General features: G+C 27.8%; 18 protein-coding genes. 17 read left to right on the plus strand and 1 reads right to left on the minus strand.

Going from position 1 to position 17,678, the window contains the following annotated elements; translation table 11 throughout:
- The first annotated feature begins 21 nt into the window (after positions 1-21).
- The 7 genes from hydA to J2S18_RS06755 all read left to right on the plus strand — a co-directional run bounded on the left by hydA (position 22) and on the right by J2S18_RS06755 (position 7,864).
- On the plus strand, positions 22-1,419 hold the full coding sequence (gene hydA, locus J2S18_RS06725; protein WP_307484895.1) for a dihydropyrimidinase: 1,398 nt from the start codon (positions 22-24) through the stop codon (positions 1,417-1,419).
- A 3-nt stretch (positions 1,420-1,422) separates the two neighbouring features.
- A complete protein-coding gene (gene xdh, locus J2S18_RS06730) occupies positions 1,423-4,002 on the plus strand; it encodes a selenium-dependent xanthine dehydrogenase (protein ID WP_307484897.1) in 2,580 nt (859 codons plus the stop codon).
- Between the two features lie 54 nt (positions 4,003-4,056).
- Entirely contained in the window at positions 4,057-4,431 is a 375-nt protein-coding gene (locus tag J2S18_RS06735; RefSeq protein WP_307484900.1) for a RidA family protein, read from the plus strand.
- Between the two features lie 69 nt (positions 4,432-4,500).
- On the plus strand, positions 4,501-5,037 hold the full coding sequence (locus tag J2S18_RS06740; RefSeq protein WP_307484903.1) for a nucleoside-triphosphatase: 537 nt from the start codon (positions 4,501-4,503) through the stop codon (positions 5,035-5,037).
- A gap of 22 nt (positions 5,038-5,059) precedes the next feature.
- Complete coding sequence (locus J2S18_RS06745; protein ID WP_307484906.1) at positions 5,060-6,094, plus strand: ABC transporter substrate-binding protein; 1,035 nt, start codon at positions 5,060-5,062, stop codon at positions 6,092-6,094.
- A 4-nt stretch (positions 6,095-6,098) separates the two neighbouring features.
- Positions 6,099-7,088 (plus strand): FecCD family ABC transporter permease, encoded by a 990-nt coding sequence (locus J2S18_RS06750; protein WP_307484909.1) that lies wholly within the window; start codon positions 6,099-6,101, stop codon positions 7,086-7,088.
- Entirely contained in the window at positions 7,088-7,864 is a 777-nt protein-coding gene (locus J2S18_RS06755; RefSeq protein ID WP_307484913.1) for an ABC transporter ATP-binding protein, read from the plus strand. The genes J2S18_RS06750 and J2S18_RS06755 overlap by 1 nt, the downstream gene beginning before the upstream one ends.
- A gap of 145 nt (positions 7,865-8,009) precedes the next feature.
- Here the strand turns inward: J2S18_RS06755 and J2S18_RS06760 are convergent, their stop codons facing one another.
- On the minus strand, positions 8,010-8,897 hold the full coding sequence (locus J2S18_RS06760) for a LysR family transcriptional regulator (protein ID WP_307484915.1): 888 nt from the start codon (positions 8,895-8,897) through the stop codon (positions 8,010-8,012).
- A 131-nt stretch (positions 8,898-9,028) separates the two neighbouring features.
- Here J2S18_RS06760 and J2S18_RS06765 point away from each other — a divergent pair, with 131 nt between their 5' ends.
- From J2S18_RS06765 to J2S18_RS06810, 10 genes are all read left to right on the plus strand, one after another.
- Entirely contained in the window at positions 9,029-9,997 is a 969-nt protein-coding gene (locus J2S18_RS06765) for a DMT family transporter (RefSeq protein ID WP_307484916.1), read from the plus strand.
- A 5-nt stretch (positions 9,998-10,002) separates the two neighbouring features.
- Complete coding sequence (locus J2S18_RS06770; protein WP_307485161.1) at positions 10,003-10,425, plus strand: universal stress protein; 423 nt, start codon at positions 10,003-10,005, stop codon at positions 10,423-10,425.
- A gap of 219 nt (positions 10,426-10,644) precedes the next feature.
- The gene (locus J2S18_RS06775; RefSeq protein WP_307484919.1) at positions 10,645-12,030 is read left to right on the plus strand and encodes a radical SAM protein; all 1,386 of its coding nucleotides are present in this window, start codon (positions 10,645-10,647) and stop codon (positions 12,028-12,030) included.
- A 231-nt stretch (positions 12,031-12,261) separates the two neighbouring features.
- The gene (locus J2S18_RS06780; protein WP_307484920.1) at positions 12,262-12,573 is read left to right on the plus strand and encodes a hypothetical protein; all 312 of its coding nucleotides are present in this window, start codon (positions 12,262-12,264) and stop codon (positions 12,571-12,573) included.
- 314 nt (positions 12,574-12,887) lie between these two features.
- Positions 12,888-13,550, plus strand: a complete 663-nt coding sequence (locus J2S18_RS06785) for a DUF969 domain-containing protein (protein WP_307485164.1) — start codon at positions 12,888-12,890, stop codon at positions 13,548-13,550.
- A gap of 26 nt (positions 13,551-13,576) precedes the next feature.
- Positions 13,577-14,509 carry a DUF979 domain-containing protein gene (locus tag J2S18_RS06790; RefSeq protein WP_307484922.1) on the plus strand — a complete coding sequence of 311 codons (933 nt, stop codon included), beginning with the start codon at positions 13,577-13,579 and terminating at the stop codon, positions 14,507-14,509.
- Positions 14,510-14,555: 46 nt separating this feature from the next.
- Positions 14,556-15,197 carry a pyroglutamyl-peptidase I gene (gene pcp, locus J2S18_RS06795; RefSeq protein WP_307484925.1) on the plus strand — a complete coding sequence of 214 codons (642 nt, stop codon included), beginning with the start codon at positions 14,556-14,558 and terminating at the stop codon, positions 15,195-15,197.
- The gene (locus J2S18_RS06800) at positions 15,191-15,595 is read left to right on the plus strand and encodes a gamma-glutamylcyclotransferase family protein (RefSeq protein WP_307484928.1); all 405 of its coding nucleotides are present in this window, start codon (positions 15,191-15,193) and stop codon (positions 15,593-15,595) included. Before pcp ends, J2S18_RS06800 begins: the two co-directional genes overlap by 7 nt.
- 207 nt (positions 15,596-15,802) lie before the next feature.
- Entirely contained in the window at positions 15,803-16,249 is a 447-nt protein-coding gene (locus tag J2S18_RS06805; protein ID WP_307484929.1) for a NanQ anomerase/TabA/YiaL family protein, read from the plus strand.
- A gap of 150 nt (positions 16,250-16,399) precedes the next feature.
- Positions 16,400-17,392 carry a LacI family DNA-binding transcriptional regulator gene (locus tag J2S18_RS06810; RefSeq protein ID WP_307484931.1) on the plus strand — a complete coding sequence of 331 codons (993 nt, stop codon included), beginning with the start codon at positions 16,400-16,402 and terminating at the stop codon, positions 17,390-17,392.
- Positions 17,393-17,678: the final 286 nt, after the last annotated feature.

The following is a 17,678-nucleotide window of genomic DNA, read 5'->3' on the forward strand; positions in this document are numbered from 1 at the left end:
TAACAAAAGGGATGATGAGTAATGGGAAAAATTTTAAAAGGAGCTTATATTGTAACAGATAAGAAAACATTTATAAGTGATATTAGAATAGATGGAGAAAAAATTGAAGCTATAGGATTTTCCTTAGAAAAAGAAGGAGATGAAATAATAGATGTAAGTGGAAGCTACATCCTTCCAAGTGGTATAGATGCCCATACTCATTTTGACTTAGATTATAGAAATTTAAAAACTTCTGATGATTTTAAAAGTGGTACAAAAGCAGCAATTAAGGGAGGATCAACTACAATAGTAGATTTTGTAGATTGTCAAAAAGGACAATCATTAAAAGATGCTTTGGAAAGATATAAGAAGAAGACAAAAAATAAATGTTATTCAGATTTTGGATTTCATATGACTTTGCCAGAATGGAATGAAAGAGTTTCGAAAGAAATGGAATATGTGGTTAAAGAAGGGGTAACTTCCTTTAAGATGTATATGGCTTACAATGGGGGACTTCAAGTAAGTGAAGAGGAAATAAAAGCTGCTCTTAAAAAAGCTAAGGAACTTAAAGTTCTTATGCTATTTCACTGTGAAGATGGAGATTGTGTAACTAGAAATATTAATAAGCTAAAATCTGAAGGAAAGACTGCTATGAAATATCATGTTGTCTCAAGGGGAGATGATGTTGAACTTAAAGCTGTTAATACTCTTATAAAAATATCAAAAGAAGTTGATGAACCTGTATATATAGTGCATTTAAGCTCAAAAGTTTGTTTAGATGCAGTTAAAAAAGCTAGGATGGATGGAGCAAAAATAATTGTAGAAACATGTCCTCATTATCTGTTATTAGATAAAAGTGTATATGAATCTGAAAAGGATAATGGATATGAAGCTTCAAAATTTATTATGTCTCCTCCTCTTAGAAATAAATCAGATAATAATGCTTTATGGAATGGGATAAATAATGGTGATATAAACGTAATTTCTACAGACCACTGTTCTTTTAATTATAAAGATAAAAAAGGAGAAGGTCCTTGTGATTTTTCAAAAGTTCCAAATGGAGTTCCAGGGGTAGAACATAGAATAGAACTTCTTTATACCTATGGAGTTAAAAGGAATAAAATATCTCTCAACAAAATGGTTGAAGTTACGTCAACTAACCCATCAAAAATATTTGGAATGTATCCTATGAAAGGAAATATTGCTGTAGGGAGTTATGCTGATTTAATAGTAATAGATGATAAAAAAGATGAACATATAACAAATGAAAATAGTATTGAAGAGGTTGATTATACACCTTATGAGGGTTTTAAAAATAATTGCAACATAAGGTATGTAATTTTAAGGGGAGAAAAACTAATTTGTAATGAAAAGTTTTTAGTAAAGGAACCTACAGGGAAATATATTTCAAGAAATAAATTTGATTATGAGAGGTGTTAATATATGTTTGAATTTATTCTTAACGGAGAGAAAAAGTGTGTTAGTGAGAATAAAAAACTTTTAACTTATATTAGAGATGATTGTGATATAACTTCTGTTAAAAATGGATGTTCAGAAGGTGCTTGTGGAACTTGCATGGTCTTAGTAGATGGAAAAGCAATAAAAGCTTGTATACTTACTACTGAAAAAGTAAATGGGAAAGAAATAATTACAATAGAAGGATTTACAGAGAGAGAAAAGGATGTATTTGCATATGCATTTACAGAGGCTGGAGCAGTACAATGTGGATTTTGTATACCAGGAATGGTTATTAGTGCAAAGGGACTTTTTAATAGAACTTTAGATCCAACTATTGAAGAAGTAAAAAAAGCTTTAATTGGAAATGTATGTAGATGTACAGGATATGTAAAAATTGAAAAAGCAATTATGATGGCAGCTAAAATTTTTAGAGAAAACTTAGAAGTTCCTAAAGTTTCTTGCAAAGGAATAATTGAAGAAGAGATAGATACTGCAAGAGTTGGAGAGCGAATGGCAAGAGTTGATGCAATGGAAAAAACATTAGGAATTGGAGAGTATTCTGATGATATGAGAATAGAGGGAATGCTTCATGGAGTGGCACTTAGAAGTAAATATCCAAGAGCTTTAGTAAAGGATATTGATATAAGTGAGGCTGAAAAGATTAAAGGGGTAGTAAAAATAGTAACAGCTGACGATATTCCAGGAAACAGATATTTAGGTCATATTCAAAAGGATTGGCCAGCCTTAATAAAAGTAGGTGAAGAAACAAGATATCTTGGAGATGCCTTAGCATTAGTTGCAGCTGAAACAGAGGAAATTGGAAGAGAAGCAATAAAACATATAAAGGTTCAGTATGAAGAATTAAAACCTGTAACATCTCCTGAGGAGGCATTAAAGGAAGATGCACCTAAAATTCATGAAAATGGTAATTTATTAACTCATGAACATTTAATAAGAGGAGATGTAGAAGAGGCCTTTAAAAATTCAAAATATGTAGTTAGTTATAAATATAAAGTTCCCTTTACAGAACATGCTTTCTTAGAGCCAGAATGTGCTGTGGCAGTTCCAGAAGGTGATGAGTTAGTAGTTTATACTGGAACTCAAAGTATTTATGATGATTATAGGGAAATAAAATCTTTATTAGGTATTGATGAGGATAAACTTAGAGTTATTTCAAAGTATGTTGGAGGGGGCTTTGGTGGTAAAGAAGATATGAGTTGTCAGCATCACACAGCTTTACTTGCATATCTTACAAAGAAACCTGTTAAAATGCGACTTACAAGACAAGAAAGTATTACAGTTGATACAAAAAGACATGCTATGGATATGGAATTTACAACAGCTTGTGATGAAAATGGAATGTTAACTGCAATGAAGGCTGTAATATTAGCTGATACTGGAGCCTATGCATCCCTTGGTGGTCCAGTACTTCAAAGAGCATGTACTCATGCAGCTGGTCCATATAACTATCAAAATATTGATATAGATGGTAAGGCTCTTTATACAAATAATACTCCAGGAGGAGCCTTTAGGGGATTTGGAGTAACTCAATCAGCTTTTGCAACAGAGTGTAATTTAAATAAACTTGCAGAATTAGTTGGAATAGATCCATTTGAAATTAGAATGAGAAATGCTATAAGACCAGGGGAAGTTCTACCAAATGGTCAAATAGCAGATGAAGGGACAGCATTAGTAGAAACTTTAGAAGCTGTTAAGGATGAATATTATAAAAATAATAAGCATGCAGGTATTGCTTGTTGTTTCAAAAATTCAGGAATTGGAGTTGGATTACCAGATACAGGTAGATGTAAAGTGAAAGTTATAGATGGAAAAGTTCATATTAGAACATCAGCAGCTTGTATGGGACAAGGAGTTGGAACAGTAGTAGTTCAAATAGTTGGAGAGATTTTACAAATTCCAAGAACAAAAATAGTTTATGAAACTCCAGATACTAAGGTAACACCAGATTCAGGAACTTCAACAGCTTCAAGACAAACAGTATTTACTGGAGAAGCTACAAAGATAGCTGCATTAAAGTTAAAGGAAGCATTAAAGGGTAGAGAATTAGAAGAGGTAGAAGGTATTGAATTTTATGGAGAGTATTTAGGAGTAACTGATAAGATGGGAAGCACTAAAGAAAATCCTGTAAGTCACGTTGCTTATGGTTTTGCAACTCAAGTTGTAATTCTTGATGATAAAGGAAAAGTAGAAAAAGTTATAGCAGCTCATGATGTTGGAAGAGCAATTAATCCAAGAAGTATTGAAGGACAAATTGAGGGTGGAGTTGTTATGGGACTAGGTTATGGCTTAACAGAAGATTATAAAATAGAAAATGGTGTTCCAAAGGTTAAATTTGGTACATTAGGTCTTTTAAGAGCAAATCAAGTTCCAGAAATAGAATGTATTATAATAGAAAAAAATACTCAGGACCTTTCTTTTGGAGCAAAGGGAATTGGTGAAATTACATGTATACCAACAGCACCAGCAGCTCAAGGGGCTTACTATAAATTTGATGGTAATTTCAGAACAGAATTACCACTAAAACATACCTTTTATAAAAAATAAGAATATTAAAAATAATATTAATAAATAACATTAGTTAAGAAAAGAGGAATTAATATGAAAAAAACAATTAGCACAAAGAAAGCACCAGCAGCAATAGGACCATATTCTCAAGGAATAGCTGTTGGAAATCTAGTATATACTTCAGGACAATTACCATTAAATCCTGAAACAGGAGTACTTGAAACAGAAATAAAAAAAGCTACTAAGCAAAGTTTAGAAAACTGTAAGGCTATATTAGAAGAAGCAGGAGCAAAGATGGAAAATGTTATTAAAGCAACTGTTTTTGTAAAAGATTTAAATGATTTTTCAGCTGTTAATGAAGTTTATGGAACATATTTTAAAGAAGATGCACCAGCAAGAAGCTGTGTACAAATAGCAAAATTACCAAAGGATGCACCTATTGAAATTGAATTGATTGCTACAATATAAAGGGATACCAGTAAAGAAGTAGAGAGTTTATAAAATCCCTACTTCTTTATTGCGTTATAAGGTAATAGAATGATTTATAAAAATATTTTTTTAACAGGAGAAAGAAATTGTGGTAAAAGTACTTTAATAAATAATATTTTAAGTGAAATAAAATTAGAGTATAGAGGGTATAAGACATTACCATATTACATAGATAATGATGAGATGGGATACTATTTAAGAGGTCTTTTTAAAGATGAAAATTTAAAAGGAGTTATATCAGTAAAGGTTAAAGAAAATAAGGTAGTACCAATTATAGATACTTTTGATTTTATGGGAACTTATATATTAAGAAAAAGTATAGAGGATAAAAATTCTAATATTATAATTTTAGATGAAATAGGATTTTTAGAAAATAAATCAGAAAAATTTAAAAATGAAATATATAATTGTTTAAGCTCTAAAAAGTTTGTTTTAGGAGTTTTAAAGAAAAAAGATACTGAATTTTTAAATGGTATAAAAGATAGACAAGATACACTAGTAATAAACATAGAAAATATTTCTTATGATGATAGAGATATTTTAAAAGAAGAATTAGTTAGATTATTAAAGGATAAAAATAATTAAATATTAAATAGGGGGAATAACAATGAGGAGAATGAAAAAGTTTACTGCCATTATGATAGCCATAATGATGTCACTTACTCTTTTTACAGGGTGCTTTAATAAAGACAAGGCAAGTAGTAATAATAAAACAATAGAGGTTGAGGACCAATTAGGAAGAAAAGTAAAGGTAAAAAGTGATGCTAAAAGAATAATTTCAAGTTATTATATTTCAACTTCAATTCTTGTAAGTTTAGGTGCACAAGATCAAGTAGTTGGTATTGAAGGAAAGGCAAAAACTAGAGAATTATATAAAAAAGCAGCTAAGGAATTTTTAAAATTACCAGCTGTTGGTTCAGGAAAAGAAATAAATGTAGAGGAATGTATGAAGCTAAAACCAGATGTAGTTATTATTCCTACTAGGCTAAAGAGATTTATACCACAGTTTGAAAAATTAAATATACCAGTTATTGCAATAGAACCAGAAACATTAGATGCTTTTAACAAATCAGTAGAGCTAATTGGAAAAGTTTCAGGAAAAGAAGCAAGAAGTAAGGAACTTTTAAAGTATTATGATGATACTCTTAATAGAGTTAAAGACATGACAAAGGATATTAAAAGTAAACCTAAAGTTTATGTAGGTGGAAGTAATAATATACTAAGAACTTGCACATCAAAAATGTATCAAAATTATATGATTGATATTGCTGGAGGTAAGAACGTAACAGAAAATATAAATGAAGGTTATTGGACTAATATATCAGCAGAGCAATTAATAAAATATAATCCAGATGTTATCTATATAGTAGGATATGCAAAGTACACAGTAAAAGATGTATTAAATGATTCAAGACTAAAGGGTGTAAAAGCAATTAAAGATAAAAAGGTATATGTTTTCCCATCAAAATTAGAGCCATGGGATTATCCAACACCATCTTCAATTTTAGGAATACTTTGGATAGTTAATAATCTTCATAGTGATAAATTATCAACTGAACAGTTTGAAAAGGATGCTAAAGAATTCTATAAGAAATTTTACAATATAGATGTAACAAATAAGGAAATAGGAATAGGAAAATAAGAGTATGAAAATAAAGAAACTGACAATATTAAGTATAATTATTTTAATTATATTAGCAATAATATCATTATGCATAGGAAGATATGACCTTGGAATAAAGGATGCAATAAGAATATTATTTGGAAATGCAAAGGATGCAATTGAATATAATCTTTTATTTAACATAAGATTACCAAGGGTAATATTAGTTGTAGTTAGTGGTGCTGCATTAGCTTTGTCAGGAATGGTTTTTCAGAGCATATTTCAAAACCCATTAATATCTCCAGATGTTTTAGGAGTTACTTCAGGGTGTTCATTAGGGGCTGCAATAGGAATAGTATTCCTAGCAGCCTCTAGTTCAATAATTCAAATGCTATCTTTTTTATTTGGAATAGGTTCAGTTATATTTTCCTTAATATTATCAAGGAAGATGAGAAGTAATAGGATTTTAGCTTTAGTTATTTCAGGAATTGTTACAGGGGCACTTACATCATCACTTATTATGATAATAAAGTATTTTGCAGATCCTTATAAAGACCTTCCAGCCATAGAATTTTGGTTAATGGGTGGTTTTTATAACAGTAGTTGGAGTAATTTAAAAAGTGTAATTCCACTAGTGGCATTATCAACAATAGTTTTATTTTTATTTAGGTGGAGATTAAAGGTATTAACTATGGGGGATGATCAAGCAACCCTTTTAGGAGTTAATGTTAAAGTAGTTAGAATTATTTCTATATTTGCATCAACTTTATTAGTTTCTTCAGTTGTTTCAGTGGCAGGTGTAATAAGCTGGATAGGACTTTTATCACCTCATATAGTTAAATCCATTGCAAAGGATGATATAACAAAAATAATTCCATTAACTATGATGGTGGGAGCTATAATAATGCTAATTGCAGATACTCTTGCAAGAAGTATAACAACAACTGAAATTCCAATAAGTATACTTACATCATTAGTTGGAGCTCCATTTTTAGTTTATATATTTAATAAAAAAGGAAGTGTTATGAGATAATGGAGCACTTAGAAGTATCAAATTTAAAGGTATCTTATGGAGAGAAAACTGTACTTGATAATGTTAATTTACAATTAAATAAAGGGGAAGTCACTATACTTTTAGGCTTAAATGGTGCAGGTAAAACAACTCTTTTAAAGTCTATTTCAGGATTAACTCATATAGACAATGGAGAGATAGTTTATGATAATAAAAATATTTTAAAACTAAAAAGTAAGGATAAAGGAAAGTTAATAGCATACATTCCACAGCACATTCACACAAATCAAAACTATACTGTGGAAGATATTATTTTAATGGGGATAACTCCTTATTTAGGGACTTTTCAAATGCCAAGTAAGGAACATTATGAATTAGTAAATGAAATATTAAAGGAATTAAATATCAGCCATTTAAAAAATAAGGAAATTGGAGAATTAAGTGGTGGCGAAAGAAGAATGGTTTATTTAGGAAGAATTTTAATTCAAAAATGTAGTATTTTACTTCTAGATGAACCAAATACTTTTTTAGATTATGTAAAACAGCATGACTTTTTTATATTTATAAAGGATTTTATAAAAAGGAAAAATTTAATTACCTTAATTACACTTCATGATATTAATTTGGCTTTAAGGTATGGAGATAGAATTGTAATTTTAAATAATAATAAAATAGTAGATGTTGTTGAATGTAATAAAGAAGGATATGAAAAGAAATTTATACACTTAATTGAAAAGGTATATGAAAGAAAGTTTCAATTACATTATACAGATAAAGGTCCTATGGTAATATTTTAAAAATAATTACAATAACAAAGCCATTTTCAGAGATTTATGGCTTTATTATTGTACATTTTTATAGTGTAAATTCTCTGTTAATTTAATTGCTACTAAATAGCTATCTAAATTAAATTTTACAAAGGATAATTTTTAATTAATATTTTTAAGATAAATCCATTTTAGATTTTAAGCAAAAATCAATGAATTGCTTAATAACAGGAGTTATAAAAGCAGACTTTTTTTGAATTAAATAGATTTTTCGCTCCCATTTTTTAGCATTTCCTGGAAGAGGAAAAGTTTTTATATTTTCAACATGTTCAGTTGCAGATTTTGGAACAATTGCTATTCCTAAATTTGCCTCTACAAGTCCAATAATACTTGCAATTTCTAAACCATCATAAGAAGATAAAGTTATTCCAGCTGAAGATAGAGCATTTTCAATTAAATCTCTTGAATAGGTTTGTTTTGCAAAGTGAAAAAATGTTTCTCCAGAAATATCATCAAAGGTAATATGATTCTTTTTTGATAAATGATGTTTGTTGGAAACTATAAATACAAGTTCCTCTGTAAATAGAGGACTGTATATTAAATCAGAATCTTTTTTAAATACAGGAGAAATACCAATATCAGTAGTTCCTCTAACTAACTCTTTATGAATTACCTTACTATCAGATTCTTTTAAATATAAATGATTATTAGGATAAATTGATTTATAAGCTTTTAATAGTTTAGGTATATATTGAAGACCTAAAGTAGGAACAAAGGAAACTGTTATTTCACCCTTATCAGGATTAGCTATATTATTTAAATGTTTTTTAGTTTTTTCTAGTTTGTTAACTAAATCATTTGCAGTATCTAAGAAAATTTCTCCAAATTTATTAAGCTGCACATTTCTATTGACCCTATCAAAAAGAGGAACACCTAATTCATCTTCTAAATTTGAAATTGATCGACTTAATGCAGATTGAGATAATGAAAGTTTTTCAGCAGATTTTGTTATATGTTGAATTTTAGCAGTAACTATAAAATATTTTAATTGATTAAAATCCATATTAGCATCTCCTTTTAATGTATAAAATGCATTATAATATTCGAATTTATGATTTGTTTATCTATATATTAAATTATACAATAAAAAAAGATAAGAAATAAAATAAAAAAAGAGATAAGGTGTTATTTGTTATGAAAAAGGGATGCTTCTTAATTATTGTCTCAACTATATTATTTAGTTCAATGGAGATTAGCATTAAATTATCTGGATCAATGTTTAATCCAGTACAAATGAATTTTTTAAGATTTTTTATTGGTGGAATAATACTTCTACCTATAGCAATTTCAAGGCTTAGAAAAGAAAATACTTGGTTGATGAAAAGAGATATACCGTTTTTTGCCCTTACAGGTTTTTTATGCATAATAATCAGTATGACTTTCTTTCAACTTGCTATAAGTTATACAAAGGCTTCAATTGTAGCTATTTTATTTAGTTGCAATCCTGTAGTGCTTCTTATATTAACAGCTATATTTCTTAAAGAAAAGTTATCAACTTCTATAGTTATTTCAATACTTGTAAGTTTATTAGGAGTAGTTTTTATTATTAATCCATTTGAACTATCTCATCCTTTAGGAATAGTTCTTGCTTTAATGTCAGCTATTAGTTTTGCTGCATATAGCGTTGTTTGCCGTTATGGTACAAAAAAATATTTTTATGATGGGATAGTACTTACAGTTTTCACATTTATAATAGGAAGTTTGGAATTACTTGGATTGATTTTAATATCTCATATTCAAAGTGTATCAAGATTTTTAATTAGCATGAATTTAAGTCAATTTGCTAATATTCCAGTATTTAAAGGAATCAATACTGGTTCATTACCTATGCTTTTATATTTAGGAATAGGAGTAACAGGTATAGGATTTTGTTGCTACTTCTTAGCAATGGATGAGGTTGGAGTTTCACTTTCTTCACTGATTTTCTTTATAAAACCAGCATTAGCTCCAATATTTGCCCTTATGATACTTAATGAAGTTATTCATTTAAATACTATTATTGGAATAGTAATAATTTTAATTGGTTCTGTAATAACATTTATGGCCAATTTAAAAACATCAAAAAATAATGAAATTAATGTAATTATGGAAGAAGAAAGGTGAGAATAATGTTTTATCATCATATTTTAGTTCCTTATGATGGATCTATTCAATCAGAAAAAGCATTAAATGATGCTATACAATTAACAAAAGCTGATGAAGGCATAACTCTTGAAGTAATTTATGTAAGGTATATGCCAGAAAGTCAATTTTTAGATGAAGATACTTATAATGAAATAAGTGAAAAATTAAATGAAAGAGAAGAAAAAATTTTTGCTAAGGTTTCTTATAAAATTAGTCAATTTGCTAATAGTAAGATTACAAAAAAATTTGGATATCCATCTGAAGTTATATTAAACCACATTAAGAATACTAATATAGATTTAGTTATTATTGGACAAAGTGGTATAGGTGGAATAAAACATTTTTTTGGAAGTGTTAGTCATAGAATAATTCATGAATGTAAAGTTCCTATTTTAGTTATAAAATAATTAAATTTAAAAATAAGAAGTAATTATTTTGAAAAAATATGACTTTTAGTCAATAAAGTAAATTTACTATTAACGATTATGGCTAATTGTTGATAAAAAGCCAAAAAAGAAATATAATGGAATATATTGGAGGAGAATTTAATTTTATTAAATATTCTCTAATAATTATTCCGAAACTTAGTATTACTCAATATTATTATTTATTGAAGAGGTGATTTTATGGATATTAAAGATACCATAGAGAAAAGTACAAAAGAGTCTATTATAAAGGCTGGAATTAAATTACTGGAAAAGAATCCTGAAGATAATGTTGACAAAATATTTAATGTAATACGTAAGGGTATAAGAGATGAGTATTCTAAGCAAGGAATTGATGATATACAGAAGTATTATAACGAAGTACCATCAATACATGATTTTATTCAGGACATTCTTATACATACAAACAAAAATTGTTTAAGCAAATTTTTTGCGAATTTTGTTGGTAATGCTACTTGGTATGGTGTACCAAAGAGAGCTAAAATGGGAAAATTATATGACACTAAAGTACCTTATACAATATTAATAAGTCCATCAATGAGATGCAATTTAAGGTGTACAGGTTGTTATGCTGCAAATTATAGTAAAAAGGATGATATTCCTTTTGAAGAAGTTGATAGACTGGTAAAGGAAGCTAGAGATCTTGGAATTTATTATATTATAATATTAGGTGGAGAACCATTTTTTAATGAATATATGTTAGACATATATGAAAAATATAATGATGTATATTTTACTCCATTTACAAATGGAACATTATTTGATGAAAAATTAGCAGATAGACTTGCAAAGTTAGGTAATGTTATGCCTATGTTTTCATTAGAAGGATTTAAAGAAGAAACTGATGGCAGAAGAGGCGAAGGTGTATTTGATGCTGTTATGAAGGGCATGGATTTATTAAGAGAAAAGGGAATACCTTTTGGAGTTTCTTCAGCTACTGGAAGAATGAATGTAGATACAGTTACTTCAGATAAATTTATAGACATGATAATAGAAAAAGGTGCTAGAATGATTTGGTACTTCATGTTTATGCCAGTAGGAGAGGATCCTATTAAAGATATGGAACTTATGTTAACTCCAGAGCAAAGATTAATGCTTGGAAAAAGATCTAGAAAAATAAGAAAAACTAAAAAAATATTCTCAATAGATTTCTTTAATGATGCTCCTTATGTTGGAGGTTGTATTGCAGGAAAATTCTATTGCCATATAAATTCAAAAGAAGATGTAGAACCTTGTATTTTCTCACATTTTTCAACTGATAATGTAAAGGGAAGACCTCTTATAGAAGTATTCCAAACTCCTTATTTTAAAGAATTAAGGAAGAGACAACCATATAACAACAATTTATTAAGACCTTGTCCTATGGTTGATAATCCAGAAAAAATAAGAGAAATAGTTAAAGTTACAGGTGCAAAACCTACTCATCCTAGTGCTAATTTAATGGTTACTGATAAAGAGTTTATGGATAAATTAGATAAATTGGCGGAAGATTTTAGTGGACCAGCAGAAGAAGCCTTTAAAGAGGAATTTAATGGAACAGGTAACTATGAATTCTCAAAGGGCTAAAGAAAGTATATAAAATTAAAAATTTTTAATATAATGAAGAATTATCTAAAAAGTATATGAAATCTACGCTTTTAGATAATTCTTTTATTTTAAGTTATGTTTTAAAATTTTATTTATTAAAATTAATATTTAATTAAAATATATCTATTTTAGATTGTCTTTGTTGAAGAAATTTTGTTATGGAGTATACTAATAAGTAGCATAATAATTACAGATAATACGGAGGAAGATATGAATAGTTTTGAATTATATAAGGATATTATAAACTTATATAGAGAAGTAGATTTAGAATGCAATCTTAAACTAGATGATGTACTTAAGAAAATCAATAACAAAGGAACAATTACCACAGTTAAAGAGGTTATTAGAGAATTAGATAATAATGAATTAGAAGTTTTAGCTAAATGTGGAAGATTAGATTTGTCATTAGAAAATTTAATATTAGATGAAAAATATAGGTATTTATTTAATGAGGAAGATATAGAAATTTGTAAGGAAAGATTAAATAAATATAAAAATATAGAAAATAAAGATGAAGAATAAAAAATGGATTATTAAACTAAATATTTAGTTTAATAATCCATTTTTTTATGTAATATTTTAATTGAAAATAGACTTATATTATTAAAAAATTGAAAATTTTATAATTAAATATATTTTAAAATTAAAAAAAACTATAAATTTGATAGAAGGTGTAATAAAATATTACAAATATGAATAAAGTGTTAAAAATATATTGAAAATGTAAATAAAATATTATATTATTTTAAACAAGATATAAATTAATTAAAAAAACATAAAAAACTAAGATTGTTTAATCTAAATATTAGGGAAGATAGGAGTGAAAGTAACTAATGATTAAGTTGATTGGAATTTTAATTGTAATATTAGGATTTGTATTTAAAATAGAAACTTTATTTACAGTACTAGTAGCGGGGCTTGCAACTGGATTAGTTGCAGGAATGGACATAAATGAAATTCTAACTGTACTTGGAGAATCTTTTGTAGCTAACAGAGCAGTTTCTTTATTCGTTTTAACTTTACCTGTAATTGGAGTATTAGAAAGATATGGTTTAAGACAAAGAGCAATATATTTAATAAAGAGATTAGGAAAACTTACAACTGGAGGAGTATTAAGTGTTTATACATTAATTAGAGAGTTTATGGGTGCTCTTTCAATAAGAATAAGTGGACATCCTCAGTTTGTTAGACCTTTAGTTAATCCAATGGCTCAGGCAGCAGCACATAATAAATATGGAGAAATAGATGAAGCAGACGAAGAGAAAATAAAAGCTTTATCAGCATCATCTGAAAATATTGGAAACTTTTTTGGACAAAATCTTTTTGCAGGAAGTTCAGGGGTACTTTTAATATCAAGTACTTTAACAGAGTTTGGATATGGTGTTACAGCTTTAAGTATTGCAAAGGCAAGCTTTATTATGGCAATAGTAGCCCTTATAATTTCTGTACTTCAAAATTACCTATATGATAAGAAATTAGAGAAGAAGTATAAAAAATAGTTTTACAAAGGATGGGAGGAGAGTATATGCAAGAATTCATAAATGTATCTTTAGAGATTTTTTATATAACAATGGGATTGCTTATGCTAGTTATAGCATATAAGGCATATAAAACTATAGATTCAAACAAAAGATATTTTACTGCACTATTTTGGACTATGATGGCTCTACCATTTATTTTAGGTAAGGTATTGCCTGCAAATATAATTGGTGGGATACTTATATTATCAAGTTTATTAACTCTTTCAAAGCAAGTTGTTTTTGCAAAATATGATGTTGCAACTGAAGAAGAAGGACTAAAAGCTTCACAAAAATTTAAAAATAAGATTTTTTTACCTTCATTAGTTTTAGCAATAGCATCAGTTGTAGTTGCAATGGCATTAACTGACTATAAAAATTCATCACAATTTGCTATTGGAATAGGTGCAATGGCAGCTATGATTGCAGTATTTTCAATTACAAAGGCTAAGCCAAAAGAAGCAATTAATGATGGAGCAAGACTTTTCAATCAAATGGGACCAACAAGTATGTTACCACAATTATTAGTTGCACTTGGAGCATTATTTACAAAAGCTGGAGTTGGAGATGTTATATCAAATCAAATTTCAGGTATAGTACCTCAGGATAGTAGATTTTTAGGGGTAGTAGCTTATGTACTTGGAATGGCGTTATTTACAATGGTTATGGGAAATGGTTTTGCGGCATTTTCAGTAATTACAGCAGGAATTGGAGTTCCATTTGTACTTGCACAAGGAGGAAATCCAGCAATAGTTGGAGCATTAGCTCTTACAGCAGGATATTGTGGAACACTTTTAACACCAATGGCAGCAAACTTTAATATAGTGCCATCAGCACTATTAGATTGTAAAAATCAATATGAAGTAATAAAACATCAGGCACCAACAGCTATAATCTTATTAGTTATGCACATATTTGCAATGTATTTCTTAGCATTTTAAGTAAATGCTTTAATATAAAATATACAAAAGAGGGAGGAATTAACAAATGAAAGTATTATTAACAGGTTTTGATCCTTTTGGAGGAGAAAAAATAAATCCAGCTGAGGAAGCTGTAATGAGAGTTTCAGAAAATATAAATGGAGCTGAAGTTATAAAGCTTATAATACCAACTGTTTATGAAAAATCTTTAGAGAAAATTGAGAAAGCTATTATAGAAAATAGACCGGACATAGTAATATCAATAGGACAAGCTGGAGGAAGATTTGAAATAACTCCAGAAAGGGTAGCAATAAATGTTAATGATTTTAGAATTAAAGATAACGAAGGCAACCAACCAGTAGATGAAGTTATAAGGGAAGACGGAGAAGGAGCTTATTTTTCAAGTTTACCAGTGAAGGGGATTGTTAAACATTTAAATGAAAATGGAGTTCCAAGTACATTATCAAATACAGCAGGAACATTTGTATGCAATCATGTAATGTATGGGGTTTTATACATGATTGATAAAAAATATCCAAATATTAAAGGTGGATTTATTCACATTCCATATGCAACATCTCAAGTAATTAATAAAAAAAATACACCATTTATGTCATTAGAAGAGATTATTAAAGGTATAGAATTAGCTATAGAAGCTTGTACTATATACAGTGAAGATATAAAGGCAGTAGGTGGAGAAATATGTTAGTTAATAAGGTATTTGTTTATGGAAGTCTTAGAAGTGGGATGTTCAACTATGATAAGTTATTAAAGGGTAAGGTTAAAGGGTTAAAATTAGGAAAGATTAATGGAGAGTTATTCCATATAGAAAATAAGGGATATCCAGCAGTAATTTGTGGGGACAAAGAAGTTGTTGGAGAATTAATGGAATTTAAAGATTTTAATAGTACATTAATTGAATTAGATGAACTTGAGAGTTATATTGAGGGAGATAAAAATTCGGAGTATATAAGAGAAGAAGTAGAGGTTTCTTTAGAAGATGGGACTAAAGAAAAAGCATACTTTTATAAGTATAATAAAGATTCTAAGAAGAATATTGAAGATAAACTTATAAAGGTTAATAGTGGGGATTGGTTAAACAAATAATTTAAAGTATAAGCAGTTTAATAAAATGGGTATATTAAACTGCTATTTTTTATTTTAAATAAGGATATTAATAATAAAAATGTTAAAATTTACTTGAAAATGTTTTCTTGAATAAATATAATTAAATTAGGAAATTAATAGTAATAACTTAAAGTTATGTAAGATGAATTATTTTTCTGCATAGCTTTTTTTAATGGGGGAAGAAAAATGATATTAGACAGAGTAGAAAATTTAGAGATGTATTGTAACAATGAAATTATGAAGAAAGCATGTAAGTTTTTAAAAACTCATGATTTTTCAAAGGATGAAAAAGGAGCACATAAAATAGAAGGAGAAGATTTCTTCTATGCAATATCAGAATATACTACTAAAGATCCTTTAGATGGAAAATGGGAATCACATAAAAGATACATAGATATTCAATATATGGTAAAAGGACAAGAAAAAATAGGATATGGATATTTTAATGATATGGAAATAGTAAAGTATAATGAAGAAGGAGATTTCTGTAGCTTAAAAGGGGAAGGAGAATGTGAAATTCTATTAAATGAAGGAAGTTTTGCATTATTTTATCCACAGGATGCTCATATGCCAGGATTAAAAGTTAATAAAAATGAAAATATAAGAAAAATAGTATTAAAAATACCAGTATAATTTAAATAGCTATTTAGTAATTAACCTTCATATCAGCAAATGATATGGAGGTTAATTATTCTTAAAATGAGTTTGTAATTTATCATAATAGAATAATTATAAAAAATATGATATATTAAATTAAACGTTTAATATTTTGGAGGTGATAACTTGAAAGTAACTATAAAAGATGTGGCAAAGGAAGCAAATGTTGCACCTTCTACCGTTTCAAGAGTTATATCAAATAGTCATAAAATAAGCGAAGAAACAAAAGCAAAAGTAAATAAGGCAATAAAAAAGTTAAATTATACTCCAAATGTTATGGCTAGAGGGTTAGTTAGTAACAAAACTAGAATATTAGGAGTTGTTCTTCCTAACGAAGCTGCAGACTTATTTTCAAATCCATTCTTTGTTGAAGCTATGAAAGGAATGAGTATTGGGGCTGAAGAAAATGGTTATTATATAATGTATGCCTTTAGTAAAAATGAGGAAGATGAATTAAAAGGTGTTAAAGAATTTACATCTAGCAACTTATTAGATGGAATATGCCTTCTAACAGCAAGAGAAAATGATAAATGTATAAATTATTTAAAAGAAATAAACTTTCCTTTTGTAGTAGTAGGAAGACCAGATGATGATAAAAATATACTTTGGGTAGATAATGATAACTTTAAAGCTATGTATAATTTAGTAAATAAGTTAATAAAAGAAGGTCATAATAAAATTGGATTTATAGGTGCTAAAAAGGACTGGAAAGTTTCAAAATATAGATTGAATGGATATAAGGATGCATTAAGAAAAAATAAAATTCCTTTTAATAAAGATATTGTAATGGAAGGAATAGATTTTACAGAAGAATGTGGCTATGATGCAATGAAGAAAATTTTAAAAGATAAATCTTTAGATGCTGTTGTTACAACAGAGGATCTTTTAGCAATTGGAGCTAATAAGTTTCTTTTAGAAAATAAAATTAAAAATATAAAGGTTATTGGATTTAACAACACGCCAATGACTAAATATCAAAATCCACCAATAGCTTCAATTGATATAAATGCTACTGAACTTGGTTATGAGGCAACAAACTTACTTATTAGTACATTAAATGGAAAAAGAAAAAATAAAACTAATTATCATATAGTAGAAACAAAATTTATTGAAAGATAAAAAACAATCTTTATTTGAAAGAGATTGTTTTTTATTACTCTTTAAGGCAAACGTTTGCACAAAATAAAGAGTAATAGGAAGTAATTAAGAGATATCTATAGGAAATATTAAGAAATTTTATTATAACCACCTTTGATAACATTTAAAAAATTTGATAATATAAATTTATAAACTAAAGAAAAGCTTTACATAAAATTGCAAAGAAAAAACTAAAGTTTATAAAGGACTAGTGAAATTAGAAATAAAACTAAAAAATTTAATAGTAATATATTTAGAAAAATTAAGA

Source organism: Eubacterium multiforme (genome assembly GCF_030813415.1).
Classification (GTDB): Bacteria; Bacillota; Clostridia; order Clostridiales; family Clostridiaceae; genus Clostridium; species Clostridium multiforme.

Excerpts from the sequence above, each read along its gene's own strand:
- hydA (WP_307484895.1), top strand. The coding sequence starts at position 22 with ATGGGAAAAATTTTAAAAGGAGCTTATATTGTAACAGATAAGAAAACA.
- xdh (WP_307484897.1), top strand. The coding sequence starts at position 1,423 with ATGTTTGAATTTATTCTTAACGGAGAGAAAAAGTGTGTTAGTGAGAAT.
- J2S18_RS06735 (WP_307484900.1), top strand. The coding sequence starts at position 4,057 with ATGAAAAAAACAATTAGCACAAAGAAAGCACCAGCAGCAATAGGACCA.
- J2S18_RS06740 (WP_307484903.1), top strand. The coding sequence starts at position 4,501 with ATGATTTATAAAAATATTTTTTTAACAGGAGAAAGAAATTGTGGTAAA.
- J2S18_RS06745 (WP_307484906.1), top strand. The coding sequence starts at position 5,060 with ATGAGGAGAATGAAAAAGTTTACTGCCATTATGATAGCCATAATGATG.
- J2S18_RS06750 (WP_307484909.1), top strand. The coding sequence starts at position 6,099 with ATGAAAATAAAGAAACTGACAATATTAAGTATAATTATTTTAATTATA.
- J2S18_RS06755 (WP_307484913.1), top strand. The coding sequence starts at position 7,088 with ATGGAGCACTTAGAAGTATCAAATTTAAAGGTATCTTATGGAGAGAAA.
- J2S18_RS06760 (WP_307484915.1), bottom strand. The coding sequence starts at position 8,897 with ATGGATTTTAATCAATTAAAATATTTTATAGTTACTGCTAAAATTCAA.
- J2S18_RS06765 (WP_307484916.1), top strand. The coding sequence starts at position 9,029 with ATGAAAAAGGGATGCTTCTTAATTATTGTCTCAACTATATTATTTAGT.
- J2S18_RS06770 (WP_307485161.1), top strand. The coding sequence starts at position 10,003 with ATGTTTTATCATCATATTTTAGTTCCTTATGATGGATCTATTCAATCA.
- J2S18_RS06775 (WP_307484919.1), top strand. The coding sequence starts at position 10,645 with ATGGATATTAAAGATACCATAGAGAAAAGTACAAAAGAGTCTATTATA.
- J2S18_RS06780 (WP_307484920.1), top strand. The coding sequence starts at position 12,262 with ATGAATAGTTTTGAATTATATAAGGATATTATAAACTTATATAGAGAA.
- J2S18_RS06790 (WP_307484922.1), top strand. The coding sequence starts at position 13,577 with ATGCAAGAATTCATAAATGTATCTTTAGAGATTTTTTATATAACAATG.
- pcp (WP_307484925.1), top strand. The coding sequence starts at position 14,556 with ATGAAAGTATTATTAACAGGTTTTGATCCTTTTGGAGGAGAAAAAATA.
- J2S18_RS06800 (WP_307484928.1), top strand. The coding sequence starts at position 15,191 with ATGTTAGTTAATAAGGTATTTGTTTATGGAAGTCTTAGAAGTGGGATG.
- J2S18_RS06805 (WP_307484929.1), top strand. The coding sequence starts at position 15,803 with ATGATATTAGACAGAGTAGAAAATTTAGAGATGTATTGTAACAATGAA.